The organism is Sphingomonas sp. 3P27F8, assembly GCF_005502745.1.
Taxonomy (GTDB): Bacteria; Pseudomonadota; Alphaproteobacteria; order Sphingomonadales; family Sphingomonadaceae; genus Sphingomonas.
In genome coordinates this window covers 79,405-103,518 of record NZ_SCNL01000012.1, presented here as the reverse complement: position 1 = coordinate 103,518, position 24,114 = coordinate 79,405, and the positions used below count along the sequence as shown (strand labels likewise).

Here is a 24,114-nt window from a genome sequence, read left to right as displayed (position 1 = left end):
ACCGGTGGAACGGGCGAGCCGCTCTCCAGTTGACCTATCATGGACAAGATCGCGCCCACACCGATGGAAGCCAAGCTGGTCGAGGCTTTGCCCGAAGGGGAAGGTTGGCAGTTCGAGCCCAAATGGGACGGATTCCGCGCGATCGCGACGCGTGAGGGCGCTGACATCGCGATCTGGTCGAAATCGGGCAAGCGCCTCGATCGTTACTTTCCCGAGCTTGCCAGCATGCTGGCGTCGCTTAAGGCGAAGCGTTTCGTGGTCGATGGCGAGATCATCCTGCCGGTCGGCGATATCCTGTCGTTCGATGCGCTGCAGGCGCGGCTGCACCCGGCCGCCAGCCGGATCGCGAAGCTCTCGAAAGAAACGCCGGCGCAATTGATGCTGTTTGATATCCTGGCGCTCGACGGTGCGGCGCTTGGCGACCGGCCGTTATCCCAGCGACGCACAGCGCTCGAGCGCCTTCATCGCGCCAACCGGCAGCCATCGCTCTTGCTGTCGCCAAAGAGCATGGACGTCGCCGATGCGAAGGCATGGCTCGCTACGAGCGGCGGCGCGCTCGACGGTGTTGTCGCCAAGCGGCTCGACGAGCCGTATCGCCATGGCGAGCGCGCAATGCTCAAGGTCAAACAGTTGCGGACCGCCGATTGTGTCGTCGGTGGTTTCCGACGTGCGGCACAAGGGGCCGGCATCGCGTCGCTGCTGCTCGGCCTGTACGATCAAGAGGGCAAGCTAAACCATGTCGGATTTACCAGCGCGATTGCCGCCGACGAGCGCGTTGCGCTGGCAGCACGCTTGGCTCCGCTGATCGCGCCGCCAGGATTCACCGGTAAGGCGCCCGGCGGTCCGAGCCGATGGAATGCGGGCAAAGAGAGCCCGTGGGAACCGCTGCGCCCCGAGCTGGTGATCGAAGTGATCTACGATCAGGTGACCGGTGAGCGATTTCGCCACGGCACCCGCCTGCTGCGCTGGCGGCCCGACAAGGCGCCGGGACAGTGTACGATGGATCAACTGCAGTACGAGCTTCGACCCGGAGAGCTGTCGACCGTCGTTTGACCGCGCACAGAGCGTTTATCGCTGGACCTGCACGACCTCGAGACTGCCCGCTGGCAGCAGACGTAACACGTCGCGCGCGGGCGTGGCGGGGTCGAGCCAGCGTACCCAGTCGTCGCGTCGTAACACGACGACTTGGCGGTTGTGATATGGAGCAATATCGGGACCCGGTTCGGTCGTGAGCATGGTGAAGGCTTCACCGACCTTGGGGTCTGTGCGCCAGATGCCGGCGATACAGAACCAGCGATGGCCCTTCAGCGTGAAGAGCCACTTGTCCTTAAGTCGCTTCTTAGGTGCGCCATCTAGCGGCCCTGGGTCGGTGAACTCGTAGAAACCGTCGGTGATGATGAGGCAGCGGTTGCTGCCGAAGTCGCGGCCGTCCGAGCGGAAATTGTAGACGGGTTTGCCGTGTGTGCCGGGCCAGCTCCAGCGCCGCTGGACGAGTTCTCCCGTGCCGGGTTCCGTGCCCGCGCGCACGATTGGCGCCACCTCGGTAATGCGGATATCCGCGCGCGCCTCGATATTGGGCGCGCCGTCGGGGTAGGTGATCTTGATCTTGATGTCGCTAAAATCGCTCGCGATCGTGTCGAGGTCGACGTTGTTGCGATAGTCGTTGCACATCGTCTGACGCTTGCTCCTGCCCGCCTTTGATCGTCGGGCGCGTTCCTGCTATGTTCTAATCAATCGAGTCGGGACGATGGATGCTAGTGCGAGAACGTATCGACGGAAAGGACGTGCCGCTCCATGACCAACAAGACGACGCATGCCGATCGGATCGGCGCACCGGGCGCGATCATTCGCTATGGCCGGGATGATACGCGCGAGATGGTCAATCTAATTTGGGGGTTGGAGCCGGCCTGGCCCGACGAGCGGCCGTTCGAGGTCGTGCGTGCCGAAGGCCGGACTTTTCCGCACAATCGTTGTCTTATTCCGGCGTCGGAGTTTTTTCACAGCCGGAAGAACCGGCGGTATCGCTTCACGCGGATCGACGGCGAGCATTTCTATCTTGCCGGAATCTGGCGGCCGGCAACGCCGCGTTGGGCGAGCGCCTATGCCGCGCTGACGGTCGCCGCCAACCCGGATGTGGCGCCCTATTCCGAGCGGCAGATGGTGGTGATTCCTCGAAGCGATCGAATGGCGTGGCTTGATCGGGAGGTGCCGGAAACCGATATCCTGACAGCGCTTCCCGCGCACACGTTCAAGGTCGAATTGTGGGAAGATGACGGCGCGCCGCGGCAAAGCGAGCTCGCGCTCTAGATTAAGGATTTTCGATGGCGATGATGGAAACGATTCGCGTGGCGGAGGATGGTGTGCCGACAGCGGCTGGTGACGGGGAGCGGTCGGCACTCAACGCGGTCGGGGTGACGGTCGGCGACTTGGCGGCAGCGCGGCGCGCGCTGGGGAACCTTGCGCACGAGCTCCGCTGGGACGGTGTTGCCCGTCGTGACGCACTGACGACCCATCTCGACGTCGAAGCGATCAAGGCCGCGGCGATCGATGCCCGGCTTGTTGCCTTGCGCAAATGGCAGGATTTACACGATCCCGAGCGGCATCTGGCGGAGGATCACGTGATGGACGCTGCGGCGATCGCCCCCCTCGTCGATACCGACCATGGGCTCGGGTTCGACGATGCGGCGTTTGGCGAGCTCGTTGAGTTCATCGGGTCGCTACCCTGGTGAATGTGGTGAGCGGCGATCTGTTCGGGACGCCCGTCGTGCCCGGGTTCGCCTGGGCGCGCGACATCATCTCGTCCGGTGAAGAGCGCGAACTCATCGCCCGGATTGACGCGAGCCCGCTCGAACCGTTCAAGTTCCAGGGCTGGCTCGGCAAGCGGCTGACCGCGTCGTTCGGGTCCCGCTACGATTTCGAGCGCGGCCGGATGGCGCCGGCCGATTCGATCCCGGAATGGCTGCTGCCGGTGCGCGACCGCGCGGCTGCATTCGCTGGAATGGCGGCGGGCGATCTCGTCCAGGCGCTGGTCATTCGCTACGATCCAGGCGCGGGGATCGGTTGGCATCGCGATCGACCGGTTTACGAGCATGTCGTGGGCATTTCCCTTGGCGTGCCGGCCGTGCTGCGACTGCGACGCCGCCTGGAGCGAGGGTTCGAGCGGGCCTCGGCGCCGCTTGCGCCACGGTCGATCTATCATCTGGCGGGCGAGGTGCGCGACGGCTGGGAGCATAGCATCGCCGAGATGGAACAGACGCGCTGGTCGATCACGTTCCGGTCGCTGCGCGCGCGTTGAACTGGTCAGGGGCCTTCGTGCAGCGGGTCGGTACCGGGTTCGGGTGCCTCGGCCAGTGCGGCCCGGTCGCCGGCCGGATCGCCGAGCGCTGCTGCGATCATTCGGCCCCAGACAGCGATGTCCCCGGCGCGCTCCATCTCGGCATCGGGCTCGCGCAATGTCTTGAGTACGGATATCGCGTCATCGCGAAAGTCGGCCCACTGAGTGTCGACCGTTTCGGCGGCATGCGCGTCATTGCCGTCTGCATTGCGACTGAAATGCTGTCCGGCGAGCACGCGGGCAATGCGCTCGAACGCTGGCGTGGTGGCCACATCCATCGCTATTCTCCACTGATAGTGCGCGAATCTGTCTCCGGTCTCTCAACCGTCCGAAGCGTGCCGCGTTCCTCCATGGCCGTGTCCTCCACTAAAAATGAGGGAGGCGGTTGACGAATCTTCCAGACGAGCGGAACATAATAAGAACATATGATTCTATGAGTTCTAATGGAAGTTGCTTGCCTCGACCCTATCGCCGATTTGCGCCGGCGCATCGCGGCCCTCGACGCGCCCGCGCGCGGCGGCGGGGCGGTTGCGTTCGGAATCGAGGAGGTTGACGGTCGGCTCGCCGATGGCGGTTTGGCCACGGGCGGCCTGCACGAGGTGGCGGCAGCCGCGCCGACGCTGGCGGAGGACGCGGCCACGACCTTGTTTCTTGCGGGCATCGCGGCGCGAGCGTTGCCCAGCGCTCCCGTGCTCTGGGCCCTGACGCGCTTCGACCTTTACGCGCCCGGGCTCGAACAGGCCGGGCTGGTGCCCGATCGGCTGGTGCTGGCGCAAGCGCGCGACGAGCGCGAATTGCTCGCGGTAATGGAGGATGCGCTGCGTCACGGTGGCTTGTCCGCCGTCGTCGGCGATGTGCGGCGCATCGACATGACCGCGTCGCGCCGCCTGCAGCTGGCGGCCGCCGATGGACGGACGCCCGCACTCTTGTTGCGACGTTGGCGCAAGCTCGGGACATGTCCGCTGGCCGAGCCGTCGGCGGCGACCACGCGCTGGCGGATCGGCTGCGCACCCTCGGCGCCGCTCGGGATCCCGGGGGTCGGCCGGGCCCGGTGGACGGTCGAACTTGTCCGCCAGCGCAACGGCAATCCCTTCACTCTGACGCTGGAGGGCTGTGATGCGCAGGGTCGCCTCGGTCTTCCTGCCCCATTTGCCGATCGAGCGGCTGGGGCAGGACACCACGCACGCGCCGCCTGAGGCGATCGCACCGGTCGCGCTGCCGATCGAAGACGATCCCGGCGACTGCTCGGTACCGCGGGGCGGACATTGGCGGCCAGGCGCGCGCTGGGCGCAAGGCGGCGTGGCGCCGCACCGTCAGCCGCTGCATCGTGAGATGGGACGCCGCTCGGAGGCCGCGAGCCATCCGTTCCGCGCCATGCCGGTCGATGACGGCGGCTGCAGCGGGGCAATGCCCCTGCAAGCGACGATCGCGGCGGCGCGGCCGCTGGTGCTCGCGATCCAGCACGGTCAGCACAATGTGATCCATGCCGCCAATGCCGATGCCCTCGCACTGGGATTGCTGCCCGGTATGGCGGTGACGCAAGCCAAGGCCCTGGTCGCCGATCTTGCGGTGCAGCCGGCGGACGGCGACCGCGACCGCGCCGCGCTCCATCGTCTCGCCCTTCATGCCGTCAGGCACTGGACACCTATTGCGGCCGTGTCGGCGCCGGACGGCCTGATCCTCGACATGACCGGCGTCGCGCATCTGTTCGGCGGAGAGACGGCGTTCGCGCGACGGCTGGTCCGGTTTTTCGCCCGACTGCGGCTGACCGCGCATGTCGCGTTCGCCGATACGCTCGGTGCTGCCCACGCTGTCGCGCGCCATGCCGCGGCGCACGTGACCGTCGTGCCGCCGGGCGCGACTATCGACGCGCTGGCGCCGCTCCCGGTTGCTGCCTTGCGGCTCGACCAAGGCGCGCTGACCGCCGCGCAGCGCTTCGGTATCGAGCGGATCGCCGATCTGTTGCCGATGCCGCGTGGACCGCTGGCGCGGCGGCTGGGGCGCGGCACGATCGAGCGGCTCGATCAGGCGATCGGGCGCATCGCCGAGCCGATCGAGGGCGTCGTGCCGTTCGAGGCACCGGGGGCCGAGCGACGCTTGCTTGAACCGATCGGGACGGCCGAGGCAATCGGGCAGGTCCTGACCGACCTTGTCGGCGACCTTGTCGCGCTCTTGCGCGAGGGCGGGCTTGGCGCGCGGCAGATGACGCTCGCGCTGGTGCGTATCGACGGCAGCGAGCAACTCATGGCGATCGGCCTCGCGCGTGCCAGTCGCGATCCGCGTCATCTCGGCCGGTTGCTCCACTTGCGGATCGAGACAATCGATCCGGGCATGGGGATCGAGACCGCCCGGCTCGTTGCCGGGCATGTCGAACCGCTTGATGCCGAAGCGCTTGGCAGCGTCCTGGGACGCGAGGGCCATGATGGCGACATTGCCTTGCTCGTCGACCAGCTTGCCGGGCGGATCGGTCATCGCGCGCTGTTCAAGGCAAGCGCGGTCGAGAGCGATGTCCCGGAGCGGGCGGTGGTGCAGGTGCCGGCGCTGGCGCAGCCGACCGGCTGGCCGGCCTGGAAGCGACCGGCACGGCTGCTGCCGCGCCCCGAGCCGCTCGCGAATGTCATCGCGCTGTTGCCCGACCATCCGCCGCGCCGCTTCGCGTGGCGCGGCCAGATGCACGACGTGGTGGCGGGCGACGGCCCCGAGCGCATCCATGGTGAATGGTGGGTGCGAAGCGGCGAGGTCTGGGCGGTGCGCGACTATTTCCGCGTGGAGGATCGCGAGGGACGACGGTTCTGGCTGTTCCGGCGCGGCGACGGCGTCGAGCCGGCGACGGGTGATCTCAGCTGGTGGATGCACGGCGCATTCGGATGACCTATGTGGAGCTCCAGGTCACCAGCCATTTCTCGTTCCTGCGCGGCGCGTCGGCCCCGGAGGAACTGTTCGCGGCGGCCGCCTTGCTCGGCCATTCGGCGCTCGGGCTGACCGATCTTGGTACGGTCGCCGGTATGGTGCGGGGCTGGGAAGGACAAAAGGCGACCAAGGTCCGATTGATCCCTGGCGCACGCGTCCTACTCGACGATGGCCGCAGCCTGCTGCTCTATCCGACCGATCGCACCGCCTGGTCGCACCTGACGCGACTGTTGACGGTGGGCAAGACGCGGGCGGGGAAGGGCGGGTGCGACCTGCGTTGGTCGGACGTGGCCGACTGGTCCGACGGGTTGATCGCGATCCTGCTGCCCGACCTCCTGGGCGCTGCATTGGCGCATGACCTTATCGATCTGCGCGACGTATTCGGACCGCGCGGGCATTGCGCACTGACCTTCCGCCGCCGCCCCGACGACATGGTGCGCCTGCACGGCGTTGCCGATCAGGCACGGCGCGCGGGCGTTCGCGCGGTCGCGACCGGCGACGTGCTGTACCACGCACCCGAAGCGCGGTTGCTGCAGGACGTCGTCACCGCGATCCGCGAAGGGACGACGATCGACCGGCTGGGGTTCCGCCGCGAGCGGCATGGCGACCGGCACCTGAAGTCGCCGGACGAGATGGAGCGCCGGTTCGCCGACTTTCCAGACGCGATCCACGCGACCTCGGATATTGCGGCCGCGTGCACGTTCGATCTGGGTGAACTCAGTTATCAATATCCGCACGAGCGGGTGCTTGAGGGGCTGAGCGCGCAGGAAGCGCTGGAACGGCTATCGCGTGAAGCGGCCGAGCGGATGTTTCCGGACGGTGTTCCCCAAGCCCACACCGCCCAGATCGACCACGAACTCGCGCTGATCGGAAAGCTTAAGTATGCGCCTTACTTTCTGACCGTGAATGCAATCGTACAGGAAGCGCGGCGGCGCGGGATCCTGTGCCAGGGGCGCGGCTCGGCGGCCAATAGCTGTGTTTGCTTCGTGCTGGGGATTACCTCCATTGATCCGATCAAGCACGAATTGCTGTTTGAACGGTTCGTCTCGGGAGAGCGTCCCGAGCCGCCCGACATCGACGTGGATTTCGAGCATGAGCGGCGCGAGGAAATCATTCAGTGGATCTACCAAACCTATGGGCGCGACCGCTCCGCGCTCACTGCCGTCGTCAGCCGCTTCCGCGCGCGCGGTGCGATCCGCGAGGTTGGGAAGGCGCTGGGGTTGCCCGAGGATCTGACCGCATCGCTGTCCGGGCTGGTCTGGGGATGGTCGGTCGAGGGGGTCGGCGAGAAACAGGCGAGGGAGCTCAACCTCAACCTCGGGGACCGCAGGCTGCGCCTCGCGCTCGATCTTGCCAGCAAGTTGATCGGCACGCCGCGCCATCTGTCGCAACATCCCGGCGGATTTGTCCTGACCCATGACCGCCTCGACGATCTGGTGCCGATCGAACCCGCTGCGATGGCGGACCGCCAGGTCATCGAATGGGACAAGGACGACATCGACGCCTTGAAGTTCATGAAGGTCGACGTGCTCGGCCTCGGCATGCTCGGCTGCATGAACCGTGCCTTCAACATGCTCGAGGCAGACAAGGGGGTCCGCGTCACGATGGCGGATCTCCAGGACGACGACCCGGACGTCTACAGGATGATCCAGAAGGCCGACACGCTCGGCGTCTTTCAGATCGAGAGCCGCGCGCAGATGTCGATGCTGCCGCGCATGAAGCCCAAGCAATTCTACGATCTCGTGATCGAGGTCGCGATCGTCCGGCCCGGCCCGATCCAGGGCGACATGGTCCATCCCTATCTTCGCCGTCGCGAAGGCAAGGAGCGCCCCGAATATCCCAAGCCCGAGCTTCGCGCGGTGCTCGAGAAGACGCTCGGCGTCCCGCTGTTCCAGGAACAGGCGATGAAGGTCGCGATCGTAGGCGCCGGGTTCACGGCCGCAGAGGCGGACCAGCTCCGACGCGCCATGTCGACCTTCAAGCTCACGGGCGGCGTCGGCCATTTCTACGACAAATTGGTCGGCGGCATGGTCGCGCGCGGGTATCCTCAGGACTTCGCCGAACGCACGTTCAAGCAGATCGAGGGGTTCGGCAGCTACGGTTTCCCCGAGAGCCACGCTGCTTCGTTCGCCAAGATCGCCTACGCTTCATCCTGGATGAAGCACCATCACCCAGATGTCTTCTGTGCGGCGCTTCTCAATGCCCAGCCGATGGGGTTCTACGCACCCGCGCAGATTGTCCAGGATGCGCAAGCGCACGGTGTCGAGGTTCTGCCGGTGTGCATCAACGCCAGCCGCTGGGACTGCACGCTCGAACCGGCGGGCAATCGTCTCGCGGTCCGGCTCGGGTTCCGTCAGGTCCGCAGCCTCGCCAACGTCCATGGCGCGGCGATCGTCTCGGCGCGGGGCGATGCTGATTACGGTTCGATCGAGGAAGTGTGGCGGCGTGCCGGCGTGCCGCGCGCGGCCATCGAACGGCTGGCGGAGGCGGATGCCTTTCATTCGTTGGCGCATGATCGCCGGCAAGGGCTCTGGAAGGTGCGCGGACTCGGCGAGGCACCGCTACCTTTGTTCGCTGCCGCCGACGAACGCGAGCTTGCCTTTAGTGCGGAGGGGCTGGAACCGTCGGTCGCGCTCGCACCGATGACCGATGGCCGCGAGGTCGTGGAGGATTATCGCACGACGCAACTGTCGCTTCGCGCGCACCCGGTGTCGTTCCTGCGCGACGCGCTGACGGCCCGGAAGATCGTGCGGTGCGGCGATCTGCTGTCGACCAAGGATGGACGGCATGTCGAGGTCGCCGGCGTCATCCTCGTCCGCCAGAAGCCGGGCAGCGCCAAAGGCGTTCTGTTCATCACGATCGAAGACGAGACCGGGGTCGCGCAGGGCATCATCTGGCCCGACCGGTTCGAGAAATACCGCCGCATTGTCATGTCCTCCTCGATGGTCAGTCTGAAGGGCCGTCTGCAAAAGGAAGGCGAGGTGATCCACGTCATCGTCGACCGCATCACCGACCTGACGCCGATGCTGCGGCAGATCGGGGCGATGGCGTTCCCGCACCGCCCGGGCCGTGGCGACGGCGCGACGCACGGAGGCTCGCCCGATCGCGGCGAGGGTGGCTGGGTGCCGCGGCCGGCGGCGCATTACCATCCGCCTTTTGCAGGCGGCGCGGACCCGGAAGACCTGATCAAGGTCCGCAGCCATGATTTTCATTGATGGATCGATCACTGTCGCATCATCAGCACGTTATCGTCGACCTTGCCCTGCGGATCCTTCGCGCTGCCATGGTTCGCTCAACCACGGATCGCGTCGACACGATCGAGGTACGTCTCGCCCTGCGCTGCCTGCTCCAGCATTGTCCCGACCGCTGGCCGCTCGAAATGTTCTGGGATGCGGCGGCGACGGAAAATGCCATTGGGCGAGCGCAGGGGTGCACCGCCGGATTCAACGGGATCGTCCGCCAATTGCGGCTGGCGGGCGCGTTGCGCGACCCGTCAGCGTGACCGTCGCTCCGTGCTGACTAGAGCTCGGTCTGTCCTTGCCTCAGGCCACGCGTCTCGGGACGAAGCCCATCGTAGCGAGGCAGGCCATCGTCCGGCAGCATCCAGGGGCGAGCCTGTTTGGCAAACAGATGAAAGCCCGGTGCCACCAGGGCAGGATCGTCAAGCGATCCGACGGCGATGTCGATCTCGTTCGCTTGATGGCTGACGTGAATGGTGAGCGGGCTGCCGCAGTCGATGCAGAAGCACCGTTCGCCGAACGGTGTCGAGGCATGGCGACCGAGGCGGCCTGCACCGTGCTCGATCACAAACTGGTCGAACGCGACTGTCGTGAACGCCATTCCGCCCGACCCCGAGAGATGCTGGCAAATCCGGCAATGGCACCAACCCGTGTCGTAGGGGTCCCCGCGCAAGTGATATCGCACCGCGCCGCATAAGCAGCCACCATCGAGCGCCCGCCCTTTCATTTGTCTGTGGGACCCTTTCTCGATGCCGGTCGGCGCCGATTACGCCCGAGAGTCATCGGGTCCGGCTTGGGTGGTGGTCGCCATCCCTTCGGGGATGCGATGCGTGGTTGGTTCGTGCCGAGTCCCATTGCGCCGGGTCGCAAGCGGGCCAAGCCGACGATGTCCGCTTGCTCGACAGCGTCGGGTGCCGCGCCGCCACGCAGCAGACTGATCCGGTCACGGCATCGTTGCGCCTCCTCGAAATCGAGGGCGCGCGAAGCATCTTCCATCCGTCTCATCCAGTGCTCGATGGGAGCGTCCATCTTGCCCAAACGCGCGCGGCACGCGTTGGTCGCAGGACTTCTACCCAAACTAATGCGAGACGTTGTCAGCGCGACCTCGCCACGTCGAAAATGACTAACCCAAGTCAGGATTGCCACATACCGCGCAACCATTTCGTGGCAGACGAATTAGCCTGATATGCCGAGATACTTTTTCCACCTCTACAACGACGAAGTCACCAGCGACGAAGAGGGAACCGAGTGCGCCGATGACAGTGCCGCAACCGCTCTCGCGGAAGAAGAGGTGGCGATACAGGCGGCAGATTCCGTTCGTAAGCATCGCCACCTCGTGCGCTCTCATCGTATCGTCGTCGCCAACGAAGCTGGCGACACGGTGACGACGGTTACCTTCGGCGACGTCGTCGCTACCCTGGACTGAGGGTCGCGTCGGTCCGCATGGGCGCACCGAAACGATCATCGCGATCGAGCTAAATGGAGATCATGATGTCCAACCGTGGAGAGTTCGAAGAAGTTGGCGCACTGGCCGGGCAGGGCCCGATCGCGGCGAGGCCTTTGATCATTCTCGGTGCGGCAGCCTCGGCAGGGCTTGTCGCTGCTAGCGCCTTGCCGCTGATCGGGGCGGAACGACGTTGGCTGAGGCCGCTTGGCCTCCTGCTCAGCGATGGGTTGCGTAGCGCGGGATCAGCGGCCGGTCGAGCGGCGAAACGAGAACTGGCCTCCCTACCGCTAACTGGGGAGGCCGCCGCCACAAGCGTCGAGCGCATCGTCGGCGAAGCAGTAGCAAGCTGACAGTCGGGTCGGGCTCAACATGGCTTCTTACGATCTACGACATGGAAAGCAGCGAAGCCTCCCTAACGTTTGTTCTTTCCGCGAAGCGAACCCGCCAGCAATAGGCCCGCTACCCCGACAAGTAAGCCGCTCGCCCATGGGCGGGCTTTGGCAAAGCTTTGTACCTTTTCCAGCAGAGACGCATCGCCCGAGAAATGTTCGCGCAGTGAATCGGCAAGGCCGGTTTTGTCGTTGCTGGCGGGGACGTCGTTCGTTTCGACCATTGAAGAGGCTCGGGTATGAAGAATCGCCGCCAAGGGCTTCGATGTTTCCAACTCGCATGGTGCCATCCGGTTACCTCGAAAATACCTTCACGTATGCAATCACGCGCCAGCCTCCGCGAAGGTGGCAGCCCAGTTAACCGGGCGGGACGCGCGGTCTCTCGCAACTGGATCGCCGACCGCTGACAATACAGGCAGCATTGCAACATGATCAGTGAGCATTTTCTGCAGGGTCGCCGTCGCTCTCAACTGAGCGACCAGGAAAAGCTGGCCATTGAGGAAATGCTGAGTCCGCCCGTCACCATTCCACGCCGAACAACGATAATCCGACGAGGGGAGGAGGTTTCGCGGAGCACCTTCCTCATTTCGGGATTCATGTGCCGCTACATCGACGATCGCAATGGATTTCGCCAGTTTCTGAGCCTTCAAACCCCCGGCGATTTCGTCGATTTGCACGGATACCCGCTTCAAAGGCTCGATCACGAAATTACAACCCTGAGTGAGTGTCGGGTGGCTTACGCCCCGCATCACAAGATCACTGCGGTGCTCGAACGTTTCCCTCACCTCGGGCGTATGTTGTGGTTCGCCACCGTGGTCGATGCCGCCTTGCATCGCGAGTGGATCTTCCGGTTGGGCAGATTGGATGCCGCCGGTCGTGTAGCGCATTTTCTTTGTGAAACATGCACACGGCTCGCTGCTGTCGGCTGTGTGACAGATGGGGCGTTTGATTGGCCGTTGATCCAGCAAGATCTGGCCGAAGCAACAGGACTTACGTCCGTCCACGTAAATCGCGTGCTGCGTCAATTGCGGCAGTCGGGATGGCTCGACGTTTCAGGTAGAAGGATCGCCATCCTTGATTTCGAGCGATTGGCGGCCCTCGGAGAATTTTCCGACGATTATCTGTATCTGGGCGATACTCCTCAAACGCCATGAGTTCGCTCGCAAGCAGCGATCTCGCCCTTCACGACGTCTCAACTCTAAAGCGTCCGAAGGATGTGTCACGAAGCCGTTTCAAGTGCACACACCGCTCCGTAACTGTCGCCGGATCACTTTTCGCAACTTCGCTGCTAGGCGAGCGGATGCCGGTAAAAGAACTGCTCCAACTAGACCTGCCATGACAAGGTCGGCGTCGATGTGATCCGGCGAATAGCCACTTTCGAGTAAGGCGGGGCCAGCGCCAACGCCGGCCAGAATTGCGCCAAGAATGCCAAGTTGAGCATCGACCAACAGGCGCCGCCGTTCCATCGGCAGCAAGTTGTCCACTGCGACCCCGGCCAGGGTCCCGATGCAGAAAAAAAGCATGAACGTCATATGCAATTTTCCGATTAGCACTTGGCGCTGACGCCACTTGCGGGACCGCCACCCGTCTATTTTTAACGACGTTCTTTTGAGACGGGTTCCTCGTGAAAACCGGCATTCTAATCTGTGTTGAAACGATTCTTCCGCGCTGCTCGGCGGCGGCCAAACAGGCGCTTAGCCCCGGATCAAAAGAAGATGCGAGCCAGGAGGGGTCCGGCACGTTTGCCGGCCTGATCGCTGTCTCCTCAGCTGTTCATTGGAGTGCGTACCTGTCGAACCAGCTGGTCGATGCCCGGACGAATGTTGAACACCGGCGCTGAATTGCTGGGCGTGCAGGAGAGGGTTTGCTTGGACCCATCGCACCAGGTCAGCGTTTGGTGCTGCTCAGGGCCGATCGTAATGCTCGTCGCGTTTCATAAGCCCGCGAGGTCCCTTGGCCAAGCGTCACATTTCTTGAGGGCAGGATGGAAAAGTTCTTTACGGCTATCGCGACAAAAAGTGCGACCCTGATGGGCCAGCCGGCAGCGTTTATGATTGCGACGGGATGCTGCATCGTTTGGGCCGTTACCGGACCGGTCTTCCACTATTCGGATACATGGCAGCTGGTGATCAACACAGGGACGACGGTCCTGACATTTCTCGCCGTGTTCTTGATCCAGAATAGTCAGAACCGGGATGGAGCGGCGATTCAGGCGAAGCTCGATGAATTAATGCGCGCAGTGCCCAAGGCACGGCCCGAGTTCATTGGAATCGAACATCTGACGGACGCTGAAATCTGTGCGATCCGCCGTGCGCTGGAGAACGAAGCGGGACACGGCGATAAGGATGCAGCGTCGGCGGACGCGTCGGTCGACGAACTTCTGGAACGTCGCTGACAATCGCGGGTCGTGCGAGCAAATAAACGGATCGCGATTCGTTCTACAAGGGGGCAGGGTCTAATCTGGATTAATCGCCCATTTATAGTTTCTTACATCTCGAGGGTTACCGGTGTCGGCGTTCGCGGGAGTTATCGTGGAACGCCTTTTATATATCAGCACCGCGCGGCAAGTCCTCGACCCTCAAGAGCTCAACGATATATTGCGACGCGCCCGGCGCAGTAATGCGGCGCTCGATGTCACGGGTCTCTTGGCCGTAGGAGGCCGGCGCTTTCTGCAGCTGCTCGAAGGTCCTGCCGAAGGCGTCGCCCAAATATATGACAGGATACGTCAAGACCCCCGTCATTTCGCAATAGTGAAATTGTCCCACAAGGTCGTCGATAGTCGCCAGACTGCCGGGTGGGCGATGGCATATCACGAGCCTCATTCCGGCAAGCTCTTGCAAGACATTGTGGCTGAATTGATCAGCGAGATCAAAGACCCCACACTGGGAGCTGAGTTTGCCCACTTTGCACGCCGCCATGCCGCATAAATTCTAATTCTCGCGACGCACACGACGTGCGCATCCTGCCAGTGGAAGACTTCAGGACTCCATGGGCCTACTACGGTAAAGATCGTTGCCAATCGCCGGAGCGTCTTTTCGCGGGCAATCCGTCGCAATCCCAAACGTTGCCAACACGCCGCGGAAGTGAACATTCGCCAACCGCACGCTTTGTAGAGACCGTCATCGGCGTGATGATACTTCAGTCGAGCGGAGTTTCGCCAATAGGCGTCGTGATAAGACGGGCGGCCCGCTGGTTGCCAGTGTAGATCCATAGCCAGTTGAGGACGACGCTGAGCCGTGCCCGCACGCCCACAAGAAAATAGATATGAGCAATTCCCCAAAGCCACCACGCGGACGACCCACGAAGGCTGATCCAGCCGAAATCGGCGACCGCCTTTCGCTTTCCGATTTGGGCAAGACTACCTTGATGCCTGTAGCGAAAACACGTTTGCGTCTCGTCGCCGGCGAGCCGCCGTCGGATCGTATGACCGACGAATATTCCTTCCTGTTTCGCGGCGGGCGCAATGCCAGGCACAGCTGAGCCATCGGGCGCGCCGACCGAAACGGTATCGCCGATACCAAAGATGTCCGGATAGCCAGGAACGCTCAGGTCCGGCTCCACCAGCATTCTGCCGTTGCGATCCGCCGCAACTTTCAACCATTCTGCGGCGGGCGATGCGCGTACGCCTGCGGCCCAGATGATCGTCTTCGCCGCCACGCGCTGATTTCCGAACGTGATGGCACCATCTTCGATGTTCGTTACCGGCTTCCCGAGGCTTATTTCGACGCCAAGTTTTTCCAGCGCCCGTTTTGCGTAGCTTGAGAGCCGGTCGGTGTATCCATTGAGAACCTTCTGACCAGCTTCCACCAAAAGTACCCTCGTGCGGTGGGTGTTGATCACACGGAAGTCCCGCGGAAGAGTGTCATGAGCTAGGTCGGCGATGGTGCCCGCAAGTTCGACGCCTGTTGGACCAGCACCTACGATCGCGAAGGTGAGCAGAGCTTGTTGCCGGTTTGGATCAGTTTCACGCTCCGCCTCCTCAAAGGCCGCAAGCATACGGCCCCGGATCGCCGTCGCGTCCTCGATCGTCTTGAGCCCCGGCGCCCAGGCTTCCCACTCGTCATGGCCGAAGTAGCCATGCCGCGCGCCGGTTGCGAGGATCAACGAGCCATAGGGCACCTGTTCGCCGTCCGCCAACAGCACGGTACGTGCTGTGGTGTCGACGCCCCTGACCGCGGCGAGGATTGTCGTGACGTCCCGGCGGTGCCGCACCATCGATCGGATTGGCCATGCGATTTCGGACGGAGCGAGTGATGCAGTAGCCACCTGGTAAAGTAGGGGCTGGAAGAGATGATGGTTTCGCTGGTCGATTAAAGTGATGTCGACGTCGGCGCCTCTTAGACTCTTAACCACGGACAGGCCGCCGAAGCCCGCGCCGACGATCACGACGCGATGCCGTTTTGATTTGTCCGAAACAACAGACATGATCATCTCCGCTTCGCCCTATCGTCCAATAGCGGACAGGCGCGGTTTCAAGGTCAACTTTTTATTGGTCCCCATGTCCGATATGGCATCAGACCAAAATCACAATGCGCAGGATCAATTCGGGCATCCATGACCAAGCGAAGGCGGCGGCCGATTCTCGCTCTCTCGCGCATGACCGGTATTATGATTATGCAAAGCCATGATCGATCTGAACACCGCGACTGCCGAGCAACTCGATGCAGTACCAGCGTTGCAGGGCCCGGCTTCGAGATCGCCAGATATCGCGAGGAGCGGGGGCGGTTTGACGCGCTTCGTCAACTTGACGAAGTGCCCGGTCTTTCCGGAAAATGGGAAGGCGCCGAAGCATTCGTTAGCGTTGGGAAAGCGCGCTGAAACAGCTGCTTGATCACCCTGTGGATTCCTGACGAAGCCCTTCCGTCGAAGGCCTTTCAAGATATCGAGCAGCGCCGAAAAATTTTTTTCGCCACCCCTCTTGAACCGGGTTCTTCCAAAAATATCTGACGGGCGTCGGACGCGAATCTCGGTCCGGCATTAGACTGAGGGCACCGGCTCTCTCCCGGTGCTCCTTGTGCTCAGATTGCTCAATGGAGGATTTGGATATGAGGACCAATTTCGACTTCGCACCGTACCGGCGCTCCACCGTTGGATTCGATCGACTGTTCGACCTGCTCGAGACGAGCGCTCGGGCAGACACGGACAGCTACCCGCCCTTCGATATCGAGCAGCAGGGCGAAGACCAGTACCGCATCACCCTGGCCGTGGCAGGGTTTCGGCCCGACGAGATCGAGATTGTTGCACAGAACAATCAGCTGACCGTCAAGGGCAGCCGCGCGGACGACGGCGACGCCGGTCGCTACCTTCATCGCGGCATCGCGACCCGCGCGTTTGAACGCCGGTTTCAGCTCGCCGATTTCGTTGTCGTGCAGGAAGCCAGCTTCGACAGCGGGTTGCTGCGTATCGCGCTCAAGCGGGAAATTCCCGAAGCGATGAAGCCGCGCAAGATCGAGATCGGGACGACGGCGACCGCCGCAAATGACCGGCTCGAAGCTCCGCGGGAAGATCGCGAAGCAGCGTAACGATGCCGCCCGCCCGGCAGCTGTCGGGCGGGCTGCACTGCGCATGACGGCTGTAGCGCTGACTGGCCGCGCCAGGAACGCTTATTTCGGAGAGGAGAGAATGTCGGTTCATTTTTGCGGACCACTCGGCGGTCCGAACGATCTCGTCCATCACCCGCAGCTCGAGCCCGAAGTGAAACGCTCGATACTCGCGTCCTGGGCTTCGGATGCTTTTGCGGTCCGGTCTGAGCCAACCCTTCGCAAGCCGCCTGAGCTACTGCGACCGGTCCCGGTCAGTGAGGTACTCGATGCACTCAAACGCTTGGATGCGCGCTAAGCGCGACGGGCGGCGCGACGATGGCACAAAAGCAAAGTGAGAACAGGCCCCGGTCAATGATACCGCGCCCGGTCGTCGATTGCATCGCGGCGGCTCGCGAACCAAGTTGGCGCGAACTGCGCGCGGTCGCGGATTACATCCGGACAGACCTGAGCACATGGAAGCGATCGACGCTGAGCGACAAGACGGCCCAATTGTTAAGCCTGCGGGCTGCAAAAGCGGCTATGACGGGCAGTCCCTAAGATGGATTTGCGAGAGAAGGGGCGCGTATCGATCAACTGCGGTGGTGAGGCGCGCATCCGAGCGCCATGACCATTTTCACGGCCTGACGAGCGCGCTGCATCAGCAGATCGAAAGCGTGACGCTTGCTCTTCGCTGAACCTAGCCATGACGCAGGATGCGACCGAATGGGATCGCCGTAATTACGCTGACGGCCCCGTATCTGGGCGACTGACTTATCGACACATCTATCGATGACGTGTCGGCTGGTCCGTCGGTGGAGCAGCCTTCAGGCTGCCGTCCTTGACATCCAATCCCTCATGCTTGGCCCCGTTTTTGAACTTTGCGATCAGCACGGCAATGGCTAGCAACAATGGTCCGCCTATAATCACCGCCGCCCACGCATAAGTCGGAAAATTATTGAAGTCTGTCACGTTGACCTCCTGCCAGCTGATGCGAAGTTTTATCCTTGATGCTCCACGGTTTGCGGCGCTATCCCGGGCGGATTGTCGTGTTCTGACGCATGATGTTTCTGAGCATCGTCAGATGCCCGCTGACGATAGTGATCAGATCATAGGCATATTGGTTGAGCGCCGAGCCCGGGCCTTTTTTGGCATAGGTCTTGAGGGTCGCGAGCGTCCCGAGGTGGGCATTCTCCTGGCTTGTCAGGTACGCGCTATCAAAGTCCGATCCCCGCTTTGCGCTTAATTGCTTCAAGATCTGCAACTGCTCCGCCGTGAGCGTCGGCGTCGGCGGTTTCAAACCGTCCCTCCGCAGGGCGGCCTGCAATCGGATTGTTGACGCTTGGTGGTCCGCGACCATTCTTTGGGCAAAGTCTTTAATCGCGGGGGACGCGCCGTTCGACACCGCGAGTTGGGATACCTTGATCTCAAAAGCGTCGGCGGTGGCGAGGATTGCGGCAAAATCCGGCGCCGTCGGAGCGGGAACGGTGACGTTTTGTAGGTCGCCCGTGACGTCGCCCGATTTGATCGACGGCGACGTTGGCGAAAACGATTGCGTGCCGGAATCAGTTCGTTGGACGCTGGGGTCACGGCAAGCCGACAGGCTCAATGCGATCAGCACGCTGCTGAACATTGATTTCTTGACGGTAAGAGCAATCACGTCGGCCTCGAATTTTTTGGCGTATTGCTCGACAACAGCACGACCGAGGCTACGTTCCGTGCGTAGAGACCAAACTAACCTGCTATAATACGAATGTTTTCGATTAGGCGCGGCCAACGCGTGGCGGGCGCGATGTGCGGGTGAAACGTTGGTTAAGTCGCCAACTGGGTACGTTCGCTATTATGATTATTTCCCGCTGTAGAGGAGGGCGCGGAAGTCGGGCAAGCTATTCGCCACACGAGCTTTTCTGCCGCTTTTGAGGACGCCTAACGCCCTCGAAAACGATTGAGACCTATCCTTCGTTCTCGTCATTTGGGTCGAAATCGGCTCGGCCGGCCTTGGCGATTTTCTCGACCTTATGCGGATCATCTGACGACACCCGAGCCGACGCCGACGGCTTGGCGGTATCCTGCGGTCTTGATCCGCTGGTTATGTCGTCAGCTTTGGTTCGTTGCCGGTTGGCCATATCAACTCGCCACTTCATCAGCTGAGGCGGGATACACCCAGGCACGAAGACCAGACCGCTCGAAGGGTCGCCAGTCGTCTGCCTTCTGCGCCAACCGATCGGCTACAGCATAAAGCACCGCGGGATTGACGCCGAGACCACAATGGCTGCCGCGCACTTCGATATTATCTGTTTCGGCGCTGGCCGGCTCGATGCAATTTTGCCAGGCAACGACACCGTCGTCGCGGGTGTAGATGGCGGTCGATGGGACGGGCGGCGCCAATCTGCTTTCACGCAGCTGGCGCCTCACACTCGGATCGCTCAATCGCTGGCCGCTAAGAAATTGATAGCTTCGCCACACGGTCGAGGCGCGCGGATCGCCGGTGAACGGCGAACCGAGCGTAATCACCTGGCGCACCAGATGTGGCGCTGTGCGAGCGATCTGCCGGGCCATCACGCCACCGAGGCTCCAGCCGACGACACTGACCTTTGCGCCCGTTTCGTCGTAAATCGTCTTGAGCCGATCGACCAGTTTCGCACCATTGCGACCCGTGGCCTTTGGTCCGAGATTGGGACCGAGATCCCAGGTGCGGCTGTCGTAGCCGAGACTTTCGAGATAGTGCCGGAGAATGGTTGTCGACATATCCCCGGCGGTAAATCCGGGGATCACGAGGACGGCGTGGCCGTCGCCGCTCGGCGCGGCTGCAAGTATCGGCGCAGCCAATGCGAATGCGCTGATGTCGCCTATGGTCCGTGGCAGTTCGGTCAGCGCGAGAAAAGCTGAAGGCGGCTCGATTGCTCGAGCAGCGGCGGTGTTCATATCAGTATCCTTGAGGCTTCACGCTTCGAACGTGCCGATGTTCTGGATGGGTCCAAACCGCGCATCTATATTGATCTAAGTTGACACGATTGTCGGACCACCCACCGCCATCCCAGTGGATCTTCACCCGCGTTCGGTGTCACGAATCAAAGCTGCTGTAGGTGCGCACGCGCACGGCTTAGACCTGTCCAGCTATCACCCACGGTCGAGCGCATCGCCGTCGACGTCGGGGAAACGCTCGCAGCGTCTGCGTCCGATGCGCCTAGGATTTTGATCGCCACGTCGCTTGGCAGGCATGCAGCCAGCACTTTTCAAACTCTTTCGATCAGCGAGAGGGCGTTGTGCAGGGCGGCCGAACGAGCCGTGTTGTCGAACATGCACCAGCTGTCGGTCCCTTTGTTCGAGGCTGACTTGATCTTCCGCGCGTACTTGCTGATGTCTTCGTCGGCGTATGACGAGCGATACATCACCGGCGACCCGTGCAAACGCCAATATTCGATCTCTCGCCAACCCCCTGGAACCGCGGCCACTTCACTGAGCGCTGGGTCGGCTGCTGCGCGCGCAACGCGCAGTCGTATGAGCATGTCGTCGGCTGCTTCTTCGAACCAGGTGGCGTTGCGCGGTTCGCAAACGACGTGTGCGGCGATTGAATTGCGAAGCTTTTCGAAGAATCTGCGGGCCATAGGCGGGTCAAAGACCAGCGTTGGCGGCAGCTGCACCAGAACAATCGCTAGCTTCGACCCGAGCGCGCCGACCTCGGTGGCAAACTCCTCGATCAGCGCATCGACATCGACCAGTCTACTCTGATGCGTGATCGTCTTGGGGATTTTAACAGCAAAGCGAAAGTCATCGGAGACGCTGGACGCCCATTTGGCCCAGGTGGATGCCCGGTGAGGTCGGTGAAACGACGAATTTACTTCAACCCCATGAAAAACCTTGGCGTACCGCTCAAGCGAGGACCCTTCTCGAGGAAAGGCCGCGGCTAGATCACGCGCGATGCTCCAGCCTGCAGTTCCGACTACCGCTTTCATAAGCGCTCAACGCGGCAAGTGATCGTCCAGATGCGACGGCTCGCGAGATTGCGCCCCAAGTTTGGTCATCGATGACCAGTTCCTCGGCCTGAAATGCGCTCGTCGTGCGCTCATACTTCCTTGCCGGCCACCCTGATGAACAAAATCGCGCTTGCGCGGTTGGCGACGCGAAGGAGTTTCGCATGACCGACGCGCTGATCGACCCACAGGACAAGTTCCACAGCAACGGCTTTGCCGAACAGCCGCAGGAGTGGCCCGGCCTGCAACGCGACATGGACCCGGTGCCGGACAGCGGCGAGGAAAGTTATGTCGGGACCGGCCGGCTGACCGGGCGCAAGGCGCTGGTGACTGGCGGCGATTCGGGGATCGGCCGCGCCGCGGCGATCGCCTTTGCGCGCGAAGGCGCCGCGGTCGCGATCAACTATCACCCGCGCGAACAGGCGGATGCGGACGATCTGAAGACCGTGTTCGAAACGGACGGCGCGACGCTGGTGCAATTGCCCGGCGACCTGACCGACGAATCGTTCTGCGTGTCGCTTGTCGCCGCTGCGCAGGACGAACTCGGCGGGCTCGACATCTTGGTCAACAATGCCGGCTATCAACAGGCGCGGGAATCGATCGCGGACATCAGTCACGAGCAGTTCGACCGCACGATGAAGACCAACGTCTATGCGATGTTCTGGCTGTCGAAGGCAGCGGCGGCGGTGATGAAACCAGGGTCGACGATCATCAACACGGCCAGCGTCAATTCCTTCAACCCGGTCGAGGAATTGCTCGACTATGCGACGACCAAGGGCGCGATCGAGATCTTCACCAAGGGGCTTGCGAAGCAACTCGCGAGCAAGGGGATCCGAGTCAATGCAGTCGCGCCGGGACCGGTCTGGACGCCGCTGCAAGTGTCGGGCGGGCAACTCGAGGGCAAGTTGAAAGGCTTCGGCCAGGACACGCCTATCGGGCGCGCAGGACAGCCTGTCGAATTGGGCGGACTGTACGTCACGCTGGCGGAGGAGAGGAACAGCTTCACCACCGGAAGTGTGATTGGTGCGAACGGCGGTACCGGCGTGGTCTAGCCACGCGCATGGCTCGTGCCCTCAAAGTTTTTTGCACGCCGATCGGGTTCCACGACGCTTATGTCGCGGCGCCGAGTCAGAAGGCTGCTCTTGAGGCCTGGGGCACGGACGCCAACCTTTTCGCGCGCGGCATGGCGGAAGTCGTTACCGATCCAAAGCTGACCAAAGAGCCGCTCGCCAGTCCAGGCCAAGTGATCAAACGCGCGCGAGGCACCGCTGCGCAACACCTCGCCGCGCTACCTAAAAATTCGAAACTCACGACGACGCGAGCGCCTTCTGACGCGATGTCAGAAGTGAAGCCGGTCAAGCAGAGACCGAGGCCTTCCCGCCGGGAGCTCGACGCAGCAGAACATGCGCTCGAACGCGCTGACGACATATACAACAGGGCAAACGAAACAATACGAGATCGCGAGGAAGCCTTACGACGCGAACGGCACGAACTTGCCGTTGAACGCGAAACCGAAATTGCCAAGCTGCAGCGCAAGCTGGACCAAATCCGTGAAGATTACGACCGCGCTCTAAGCGAATGGCGCGGCGACTGAACTGTGCATGATCAGCGCATAGATCGGCGCGAGATGTGTGACCTGCAAACCCGCGGGTTGTTATTTCGCACACTCATTTCAGTCATTTACCGCAGCAGGCCCTTTCCTGAACCAGCAACACGATTAAAGTATATCACCCACGCCATCGCGCTGTGAAGACGACGCGGCGAAATGGGTTGGTCGACCGATCGGCGATGGCGCGCAAAGGCTTTGACCGCAAAATTCTGTATCAAATGACGTCCAGCGCCAAACGGAGATCGCGAGCCTCTTCCTCTCCGATATACCAATCTAATTTGCAAATTCAGCCGCCGCGACATCCCGGCCCGTAAGGCTAACCATCCTTGAAGTTCGCAACGGCCAGCTTCTAGTTAAAAGCGCGGACGGAACGGCCTCGTAATCAGGAGGGTATCGCGAATGGATCCGGAGCCCAAGCCGCGCGATCGAAAACAATCGGAGCGATACTTTCGCTTACATGCCGGGCTAGCATGCTCGGCGCGATCAAACGTTATTGAAACTAAGCGTAACCAGAGTGGCAAGAATCAGAGCCATCATCGCCGCTGCGGCAATGCACAATATTTTCGCACGCTGATACCCTTGCTCCGCGACCTTGAGCGCTAGCAGTTCGCGGCGCAATCTGCCGTTGTCCGCCATCATCTCGACCATCGCTGCTCGTAGCTGCCCGATGATGAGGGCGTCATTCGACCGAAGTGCGTTCACCTCGCTTTCCAGAAGAAGTCGTGCGTCGTGCATCTGTCGTGTTGCAGAAGTGGTTGCCTGGACATGCAGGTCCAACGGTCGAACCAAGATGCACAGCATCAGGGCGGTCGATTGAGTGGCGTTGCCGAGTAGATAGCGCTCAATGCGGCCAAGGACGGCGCCGACCACCGTGCCGGGCGGTTCGCCAAACACTGCGGCGTAGACGAGGTCGAGGGGTGGCGTGTCCCTCACCAGCGTGCTCCCACCGCCTCGGCGACCGTGTGCAACCAGAGATCGATCTGCATGCGCTCTACGAAGTCCCCTTTCTCATAGGTCGTGCGCGGCGCGCGACGATCTGCCTTGAAGGCATGGTAGAATTGGGGGTCCAATTCCGGCATCGCGAATACCCTGCCGCCGATCGCTGCAATCTTGGCGGCGAGGTCCGGCGCGATGCGGGGTGCACCGTTCCAATGCGGCCAATTGACCAGAAGCGACCCGGGCAGAGGGCTGTCCATCGTGGCCGAAAGGACGTCGCTCGAGTTCTGGTCGCTATCCATTGTCCAGATGATCGCGGTATCGACCGGGAGTTCCGCGCGCGACTGGGCGTGAAGGAGCAGGCGGTGCACGCGTTCTATACGCGCGATCGACGAACCGGGAAATTGAGCGATCACGACCTCGCCCGGCTTCGCGGCAGTGATCGCCCTCAGAACGCAACCTTCCTCCGCCCCCGGTTCCCGGTCAGGTCGATGGACCATGACGCCATCCATTTTGCTATACGGCACTTCGAGATCGAGCTGGGTGTCGGCGAAGTCCACGATGTGGATGACGAGGTTGAGCGACAGAAACAGTTCGACCAGCGACATGGCGGTCCCGGTGCTACCGGAACCTCCCTTGTCCTTCTCGAGCAGCAGGAGGGTGATGCGATCCTGGCAGTATGGGATGAGATCGAAGGCGAGCTTAGCCTTGTCGACGTTCCGGCGAGCGAGTTCGAGATTGATCATCAGGGATTCCT

General features: G+C 62.3%; 30 protein-coding genes. 17 read left to right on the top strand and 13 right to left on the bottom strand.

Annotation, left to right across the window (positions count from 1 at the left end):
• The first annotated feature begins 39 nt into the window (after positions 1–39).
• Positions 40–1,053, top strand: coding sequence for an ATP-dependent DNA ligase (locus FFS35_RS14420; RefSeq protein WP_212742218.1), 1,014 nt, complete (start codon positions 40–42; stop codon positions 1,051–1,053).
• Positions 1,054–1,068: 15 nt separating this feature from the next.
• Here the strand turns inward: FFS35_RS14420 and FFS35_RS14415 are convergent, their stop codons facing one another.
• Positions 1,069–1,671: an SOS response-associated peptidase gene (locus FFS35_RS14415; RefSeq protein WP_137787791.1), complete on the bottom strand. Its 603-nt coding sequence runs from the start codon at positions 1,669–1,671 to the stop codon at positions 1,069–1,071.
• Positions 1,672–1,794: 123 nt separating this feature from the next.
• Between FFS35_RS14415 and FFS35_RS14410 the strand changes: the two genes are divergently transcribed.
• From FFS35_RS14410 to FFS35_RS14400, 3 genes are read left to right on the top strand one after another with little or no spacing between them, the layout of a single operon-like run.
• Entirely contained in the window at positions 1,795–2,307 is a 513-nt protein-coding gene (locus FFS35_RS14410; RefSeq protein WP_212742217.1) for an SOS response-associated peptidase family protein, read from the top strand.
• Between the two features lie 14 nt (positions 2,308–2,321).
• Positions 2,322–2,729 carry a hypothetical protein gene (locus FFS35_RS14405; protein WP_137787790.1) on the top strand — a complete coding sequence of 136 codons (408 nt, stop codon included), beginning with the start codon at positions 2,322–2,324 and terminating at the stop codon, positions 2,727–2,729.
• Positions 2,730–2,734: 5 nt separating this feature from the next.
• Entirely contained in the window at positions 2,735–3,295 is a 561-nt protein-coding gene (locus FFS35_RS14400) for an alpha-ketoglutarate-dependent dioxygenase AlkB (RefSeq protein ID WP_137787789.1), read from the top strand.
• A gap of 5 nt (positions 3,296–3,300) precedes the next feature.
• Here the strand turns inward: FFS35_RS14400 and FFS35_RS14395 are convergent, their stop codons facing one another.
• Positions 3,301–3,612 (bottom strand): hypothetical protein, encoded by a 312-nt coding sequence (locus FFS35_RS14395; RefSeq protein WP_249341666.1) that lies wholly within the window; start codon positions 3,610–3,612, stop codon positions 3,301–3,303.
• Between the two features lie 165 nt (positions 3,613–3,777).
• Here FFS35_RS14395 and FFS35_RS14390 point away from each other — a divergent pair, with 165 nt between their 5' ends.
• The 4 genes from FFS35_RS14390 to FFS35_RS14375 all read left to right on the top strand — a co-directional run bounded on the left by FFS35_RS14390 (position 3,778) and on the right by FFS35_RS14375 (position 9,746).
• Positions 3,778–4,530 (top strand): protein ImuA, encoded by a 753-nt coding sequence (locus FFS35_RS14390; protein ID WP_249341665.1) that lies wholly within the window; start codon positions 3,778–3,780, stop codon positions 4,528–4,530.
• Positions 4,451–6,205 carry a DNA polymerase Y family protein gene (locus FFS35_RS14385; RefSeq protein ID WP_137787788.1) on the top strand — a complete coding sequence of 585 codons (1,755 nt, stop codon included), beginning with the start codon at positions 4,451–4,453 and terminating at the stop codon, positions 6,203–6,205. The genes FFS35_RS14390 and FFS35_RS14385 overlap by 80 nt, the downstream gene beginning before the upstream one ends.
• Positions 6,202–9,459 (top strand): error-prone DNA polymerase, encoded by a 3,258-nt coding sequence (locus FFS35_RS14380; protein ID WP_137787787.1) that lies wholly within the window; start codon positions 6,202–6,204, stop codon positions 9,457–9,459. The genes FFS35_RS14385 and FFS35_RS14380 overlap by 4 nt, the downstream gene beginning before the upstream one ends.
• A gap of 68 nt (positions 9,460–9,527) precedes the next feature.
• A complete protein-coding gene (locus FFS35_RS14375; protein ID WP_249341664.1) occupies positions 9,528–9,746 on the top strand; it encodes a hypothetical protein in 219 nt (72 codons plus the stop codon).
• A gap of 17 nt (positions 9,747–9,763) precedes the next feature.
• Here FFS35_RS14375 and FFS35_RS14370 read toward each other — a convergent pair whose 3' ends face one another.
• Positions 9,764–10,210 carry a GFA family protein gene (locus FFS35_RS14370; RefSeq protein ID WP_137787785.1) on the bottom strand — a complete coding sequence of 149 codons (447 nt, stop codon included), beginning with the start codon at positions 10,208–10,210 and terminating at the stop codon, positions 9,764–9,766.
• Positions 10,207–10,479, bottom strand: coding sequence for a UvrB/UvrC motif-containing protein (locus FFS35_RS14365; RefSeq protein WP_349290330.1), 273 nt, complete (start codon positions 10,477–10,479; stop codon positions 10,207–10,209). The genes FFS35_RS14370 and FFS35_RS14365 overlap by 4 nt, the downstream gene beginning before the upstream one ends.
• Before the next feature lie 190 nt (positions 10,480–10,669).
• On the opposite strand from FFS35_RS14365, the gene FFS35_RS14360 reads away from it, so the two are divergent.
• Complete coding sequence (locus tag FFS35_RS14360; RefSeq protein ID WP_137787784.1) at positions 10,670–10,909, top strand: hypothetical protein; 240 nt, start codon at positions 10,670–10,672, stop codon at positions 10,907–10,909.
• Between the two features lie 433 nt (positions 10,910–11,342).
• Here FFS35_RS14360 and FFS35_RS14355 read toward each other — a convergent pair whose 3' ends face one another.
• Positions 11,343–11,543, bottom strand: coding sequence for a hypothetical protein (locus FFS35_RS14355; protein ID WP_137787783.1), 201 nt, complete (start codon positions 11,541–11,543; stop codon positions 11,343–11,345).
• Between the two features lie 204 nt (positions 11,544–11,747).
• Here FFS35_RS14355 and FFS35_RS14350 point away from each other — a divergent pair, with 204 nt between their 5' ends.
• Positions 11,748–12,473, top strand: coding sequence for a Crp/Fnr family transcriptional regulator (locus tag FFS35_RS14350; protein WP_137787782.1), 726 nt, complete (start codon positions 11,748–11,750; stop codon positions 12,471–12,473).
• A 78-nt stretch (positions 12,474–12,551) separates the two neighbouring features.
• Here FFS35_RS14350 and FFS35_RS14345 read toward each other — a convergent pair whose 3' ends face one another.
• Positions 12,552–12,851, bottom strand: a complete 300-nt coding sequence (locus tag FFS35_RS14345) for a hypothetical protein (protein ID WP_137787781.1) — start codon at positions 12,849–12,851, stop codon at positions 12,552–12,554.
• A 92-nt stretch (positions 12,852–12,943) separates the two neighbouring features.
• Between FFS35_RS14345 and FFS35_RS14340 the strand changes: the two genes are divergently transcribed.
• From FFS35_RS14340 to FFS35_RS14330, 3 genes are all read left to right on the top strand, one after another.
• Complete coding sequence (locus FFS35_RS14340; protein ID WP_137787780.1) at positions 12,944–13,159, top strand: hypothetical protein; 216 nt, start codon at positions 12,944–12,946, stop codon at positions 13,157–13,159.
• Between the two features lie 144 nt (positions 13,160–13,303).
• Positions 13,304–13,714 (top strand): low affinity iron permease family protein, encoded by a 411-nt coding sequence (locus FFS35_RS14335; protein ID WP_137787779.1) that lies wholly within the window; start codon positions 13,304–13,306, stop codon positions 13,712–13,714.
• Between the two features lie 136 nt (positions 13,715–13,850).
• Positions 13,851–14,246, top strand: a complete 396-nt coding sequence (locus tag FFS35_RS14330; RefSeq protein WP_137787778.1) for a BLUF domain-containing protein — start codon at positions 13,851–13,853, stop codon at positions 14,244–14,246.
• A gap of 211 nt (positions 14,247–14,457) precedes the next feature.
• On the opposite strand, the gene FFS35_RS14325 is transcribed toward FFS35_RS14330, so the two are convergent.
• Positions 14,458–15,750 (bottom strand): NAD(P)/FAD-dependent oxidoreductase, encoded by a 1,293-nt coding sequence (locus tag FFS35_RS14325; protein WP_249341662.1) that lies wholly within the window; start codon positions 15,748–15,750, stop codon positions 14,458–14,460.
• A gap of 614 nt (positions 15,751–16,364) precedes the next feature.
• Here FFS35_RS14325 and FFS35_RS14315 point away from each other — a divergent pair.
• Both FFS35_RS14315 and FFS35_RS14305 read left to right on the top strand, forming a co-directional pair.
• Positions 16,365–16,841, top strand: a complete 477-nt coding sequence (locus tag FFS35_RS14315; RefSeq protein WP_137787777.1) for an Hsp20 family protein — start codon at positions 16,365–16,367, stop codon at positions 16,839–16,841.
• A gap of 473 nt (positions 16,842–17,314) precedes the next feature.
• A complete protein-coding gene (locus tag FFS35_RS14305) occupies positions 17,315–17,536 on the top strand; it encodes a hypothetical protein (protein ID WP_137787776.1) in 222 nt (73 codons plus the stop codon).
• Positions 17,537–17,624: 88 nt separating this feature from the next.
• On the opposite strand, the gene FFS35_RS14300 is transcribed toward FFS35_RS14305, so the two are convergent.
• The 4 genes from FFS35_RS14300 to FFS35_RS14285 all read right to left on the bottom strand — a co-directional run bounded on the left by FFS35_RS14300 (position 17,625) and on the right by FFS35_RS14285 (position 20,794).
• Entirely contained in the window at positions 17,625–17,810 is a 186-nt protein-coding gene (locus tag FFS35_RS14300; RefSeq protein ID WP_137787775.1) for a hypothetical protein, read from the bottom strand.
• A gap of 58 nt (positions 17,811–17,868) precedes the next feature.
• The gene (locus FFS35_RS14295; protein WP_137787774.1) at positions 17,869–18,498 is read right to left on the bottom strand and encodes a DUF4142 domain-containing protein; all 630 of its coding nucleotides are present in this window, start codon (positions 18,496–18,498) and stop codon (positions 17,869–17,871) included.
• A 467-nt stretch (positions 18,499–18,965) separates the two neighbouring features.
• Positions 18,966–19,763: an alpha/beta hydrolase gene (locus FFS35_RS14290; RefSeq protein WP_137787773.1), complete on the bottom strand. Its 798-nt coding sequence runs from the start codon at positions 19,761–19,763 to the stop codon at positions 18,966–18,968.
• Between the two features lie 311 nt (positions 19,764–20,074).
• A complete protein-coding gene (locus FFS35_RS14285; protein ID WP_137787772.1) occupies positions 20,075–20,794 on the bottom strand; it encodes a DUF72 domain-containing protein in 720 nt (239 codons plus the stop codon).
• A gap of 182 nt (positions 20,795–20,976) precedes the next feature.
• On the opposite strand from FFS35_RS14285, the gene FFS35_RS14280 reads away from it, so the two are divergent.
• Both FFS35_RS14280 and FFS35_RS14275 read left to right on the top strand, forming a co-directional pair.
• Complete coding sequence (locus FFS35_RS14280; RefSeq protein ID WP_137787771.1) at positions 20,977–21,864, top strand: SDR family oxidoreductase; 888 nt, start codon at positions 20,977–20,979, stop codon at positions 21,862–21,864.
• An 8-nt stretch (positions 21,865–21,872) separates the two neighbouring features.
• Entirely contained in the window at positions 21,873–22,406 is a 534-nt protein-coding gene (locus FFS35_RS14275) for a hypothetical protein (protein WP_137787770.1), read from the top strand.
• A 498-nt stretch (positions 22,407–22,904) separates the two neighbouring features.
• Here FFS35_RS14275 and FFS35_RS14270 read toward each other — a convergent pair whose 3' ends face one another.
• Together FFS35_RS14270 and FFS35_RS14265 are read right to left on the bottom strand one after the other, a co-directional pair.
• Complete coding sequence (locus FFS35_RS14270) at positions 22,905–23,354, bottom strand: hypothetical protein (RefSeq protein WP_137787769.1); 450 nt, start codon at positions 23,352–23,354, stop codon at positions 22,905–22,907.
• Entirely contained in the window at positions 23,351–24,103 is a 753-nt protein-coding gene (locus tag FFS35_RS14265; RefSeq protein WP_137787768.1) for a hypothetical protein, read from the bottom strand. The genes FFS35_RS14270 and FFS35_RS14265 overlap by 4 nt, the downstream gene beginning before the upstream one ends.
• Positions 24,104–24,114 lie beyond the last annotated feature (11 nt).

Coding starts and splice junctions, on each gene's coding strand:
- FFS35_RS14420 (WP_212742218.1), top strand. CDS start 40: ATGGACAAGATCGCGCCCACACCGATGGAAGCCAAGCTGGTCGAGGCT.
- FFS35_RS14415 (WP_137787791.1), bottom strand. CDS start 1,671: ATGTGCAACGACTATCGCAACAACGTCGACCTCGACACGATCGCGAGC.
- FFS35_RS14410 (WP_212742217.1), top strand. CDS start 1,795: ATGACCAACAAGACGACGCATGCCGATCGGATCGGCGCACCGGGCGCG.
- FFS35_RS14405 (WP_137787790.1), top strand. CDS start 2,322: ATGGCGATGATGGAAACGATTCGCGTGGCGGAGGATGGTGTGCCGACA.
- FFS35_RS14395 (WP_249341666.1), bottom strand. CDS start 3,612: ATGGATGTGGCCACCACGCCAGCGTTCGAGCGCATTGCCCGCGTGCTC.
- FFS35_RS14390 (WP_249341665.1), top strand. CDS start 3,778: ATGGAAGTTGCTTGCCTCGACCCTATCGCCGATTTGCGCCGGCGCATC.
- FFS35_RS14385 (WP_137787788.1), top strand. CDS start 4,451: ATGCGCAGGGTCGCCTCGGTCTTCCTGCCCCATTTGCCGATCGAGCGG.
- FFS35_RS14380 (WP_137787787.1), top strand. CDS start 6,202: ATGACCTATGTGGAGCTCCAGGTCACCAGCCATTTCTCGTTCCTGCGC.
- FFS35_RS14375 (WP_249341664.1), top strand. CDS start 9,528: ATGGTTCGCTCAACCACGGATCGCGTCGACACGATCGAGGTACGTCTC.
- FFS35_RS14370 (WP_137787785.1), bottom strand. CDS start 10,210: ATGAAAGGGCGGGCGCTCGATGGTGGCTGCTTATGCGGCGCGGTGCGA.
- FFS35_RS14365 (WP_349290330.1), bottom strand. CDS start 10,479: ATGGAAGATGCTTCGCGCGCCCTCGATTTCGAGGAGGCGCAACGATGC.
- FFS35_RS14360 (WP_137787784.1), top strand. CDS start 10,670: ATGCCGAGATACTTTTTCCACCTCTACAACGACGAAGTCACCAGCGAC.
- FFS35_RS14355 (WP_137787783.1), bottom strand. CDS start 11,543: ATGGTCGAAACGAACGACGTCCCCGCCAGCAACGACAAAACCGGCCTT.
- FFS35_RS14350 (WP_137787782.1), top strand. CDS start 11,748: ATGATCAGTGAGCATTTTCTGCAGGGTCGCCGTCGCTCTCAACTGAGC.
- FFS35_RS14345 (WP_137787781.1), bottom strand. CDS start 12,851: ATGACGTTCATGCTTTTTTTCTGCATCGGGACCCTGGCCGGGGTCGCA.
- FFS35_RS14335 (WP_137787779.1), top strand. CDS start 13,304: ATGGAAAAGTTCTTTACGGCTATCGCGACAAAAAGTGCGACCCTGATG.
- FFS35_RS14325 (WP_249341662.1), bottom strand. CDS start 15,750: ATGATCATGTCTGTTGTTTCGGACAAATCAAAACGGCATCGCGTCGTG.
- FFS35_RS14315 (WP_137787777.1), top strand. CDS start 16,365: ATGAGGACCAATTTCGACTTCGCACCGTACCGGCGCTCCACCGTTGGA.
- FFS35_RS14305 (WP_137787776.1), top strand. CDS start 17,315: ATGGAAGCGATCGACGCTGAGCGACAAGACGGCCCAATTGTTAAGCCT.
- FFS35_RS14290 (WP_137787773.1), bottom strand. CDS start 19,763: ATGAACACCGCCGCTGCTCGAGCAATCGAGCCGCCTTCAGCTTTTCTC.
- FFS35_RS14285 (WP_137787772.1), bottom strand. CDS start 20,794: ATGAAAGCGGTAGTCGGAACTGCAGGCTGGAGCATCGCGCGTGATCTA.
- FFS35_RS14280 (WP_137787771.1), top strand. CDS start 20,977: ATGACCGACGCGCTGATCGACCCACAGGACAAGTTCCACAGCAACGGC.
- FFS35_RS14275 (WP_137787770.1), top strand. CDS start 21,873: ATGGCTCGTGCCCTCAAAGTTTTTTGCACGCCGATCGGGTTCCACGAC.
- FFS35_RS14265 (WP_137787768.1), bottom strand. CDS start 24,103: ATGATCAATCTCGAACTCGCTCGCCGGAACGTCGACAAGGCTAAGCTC.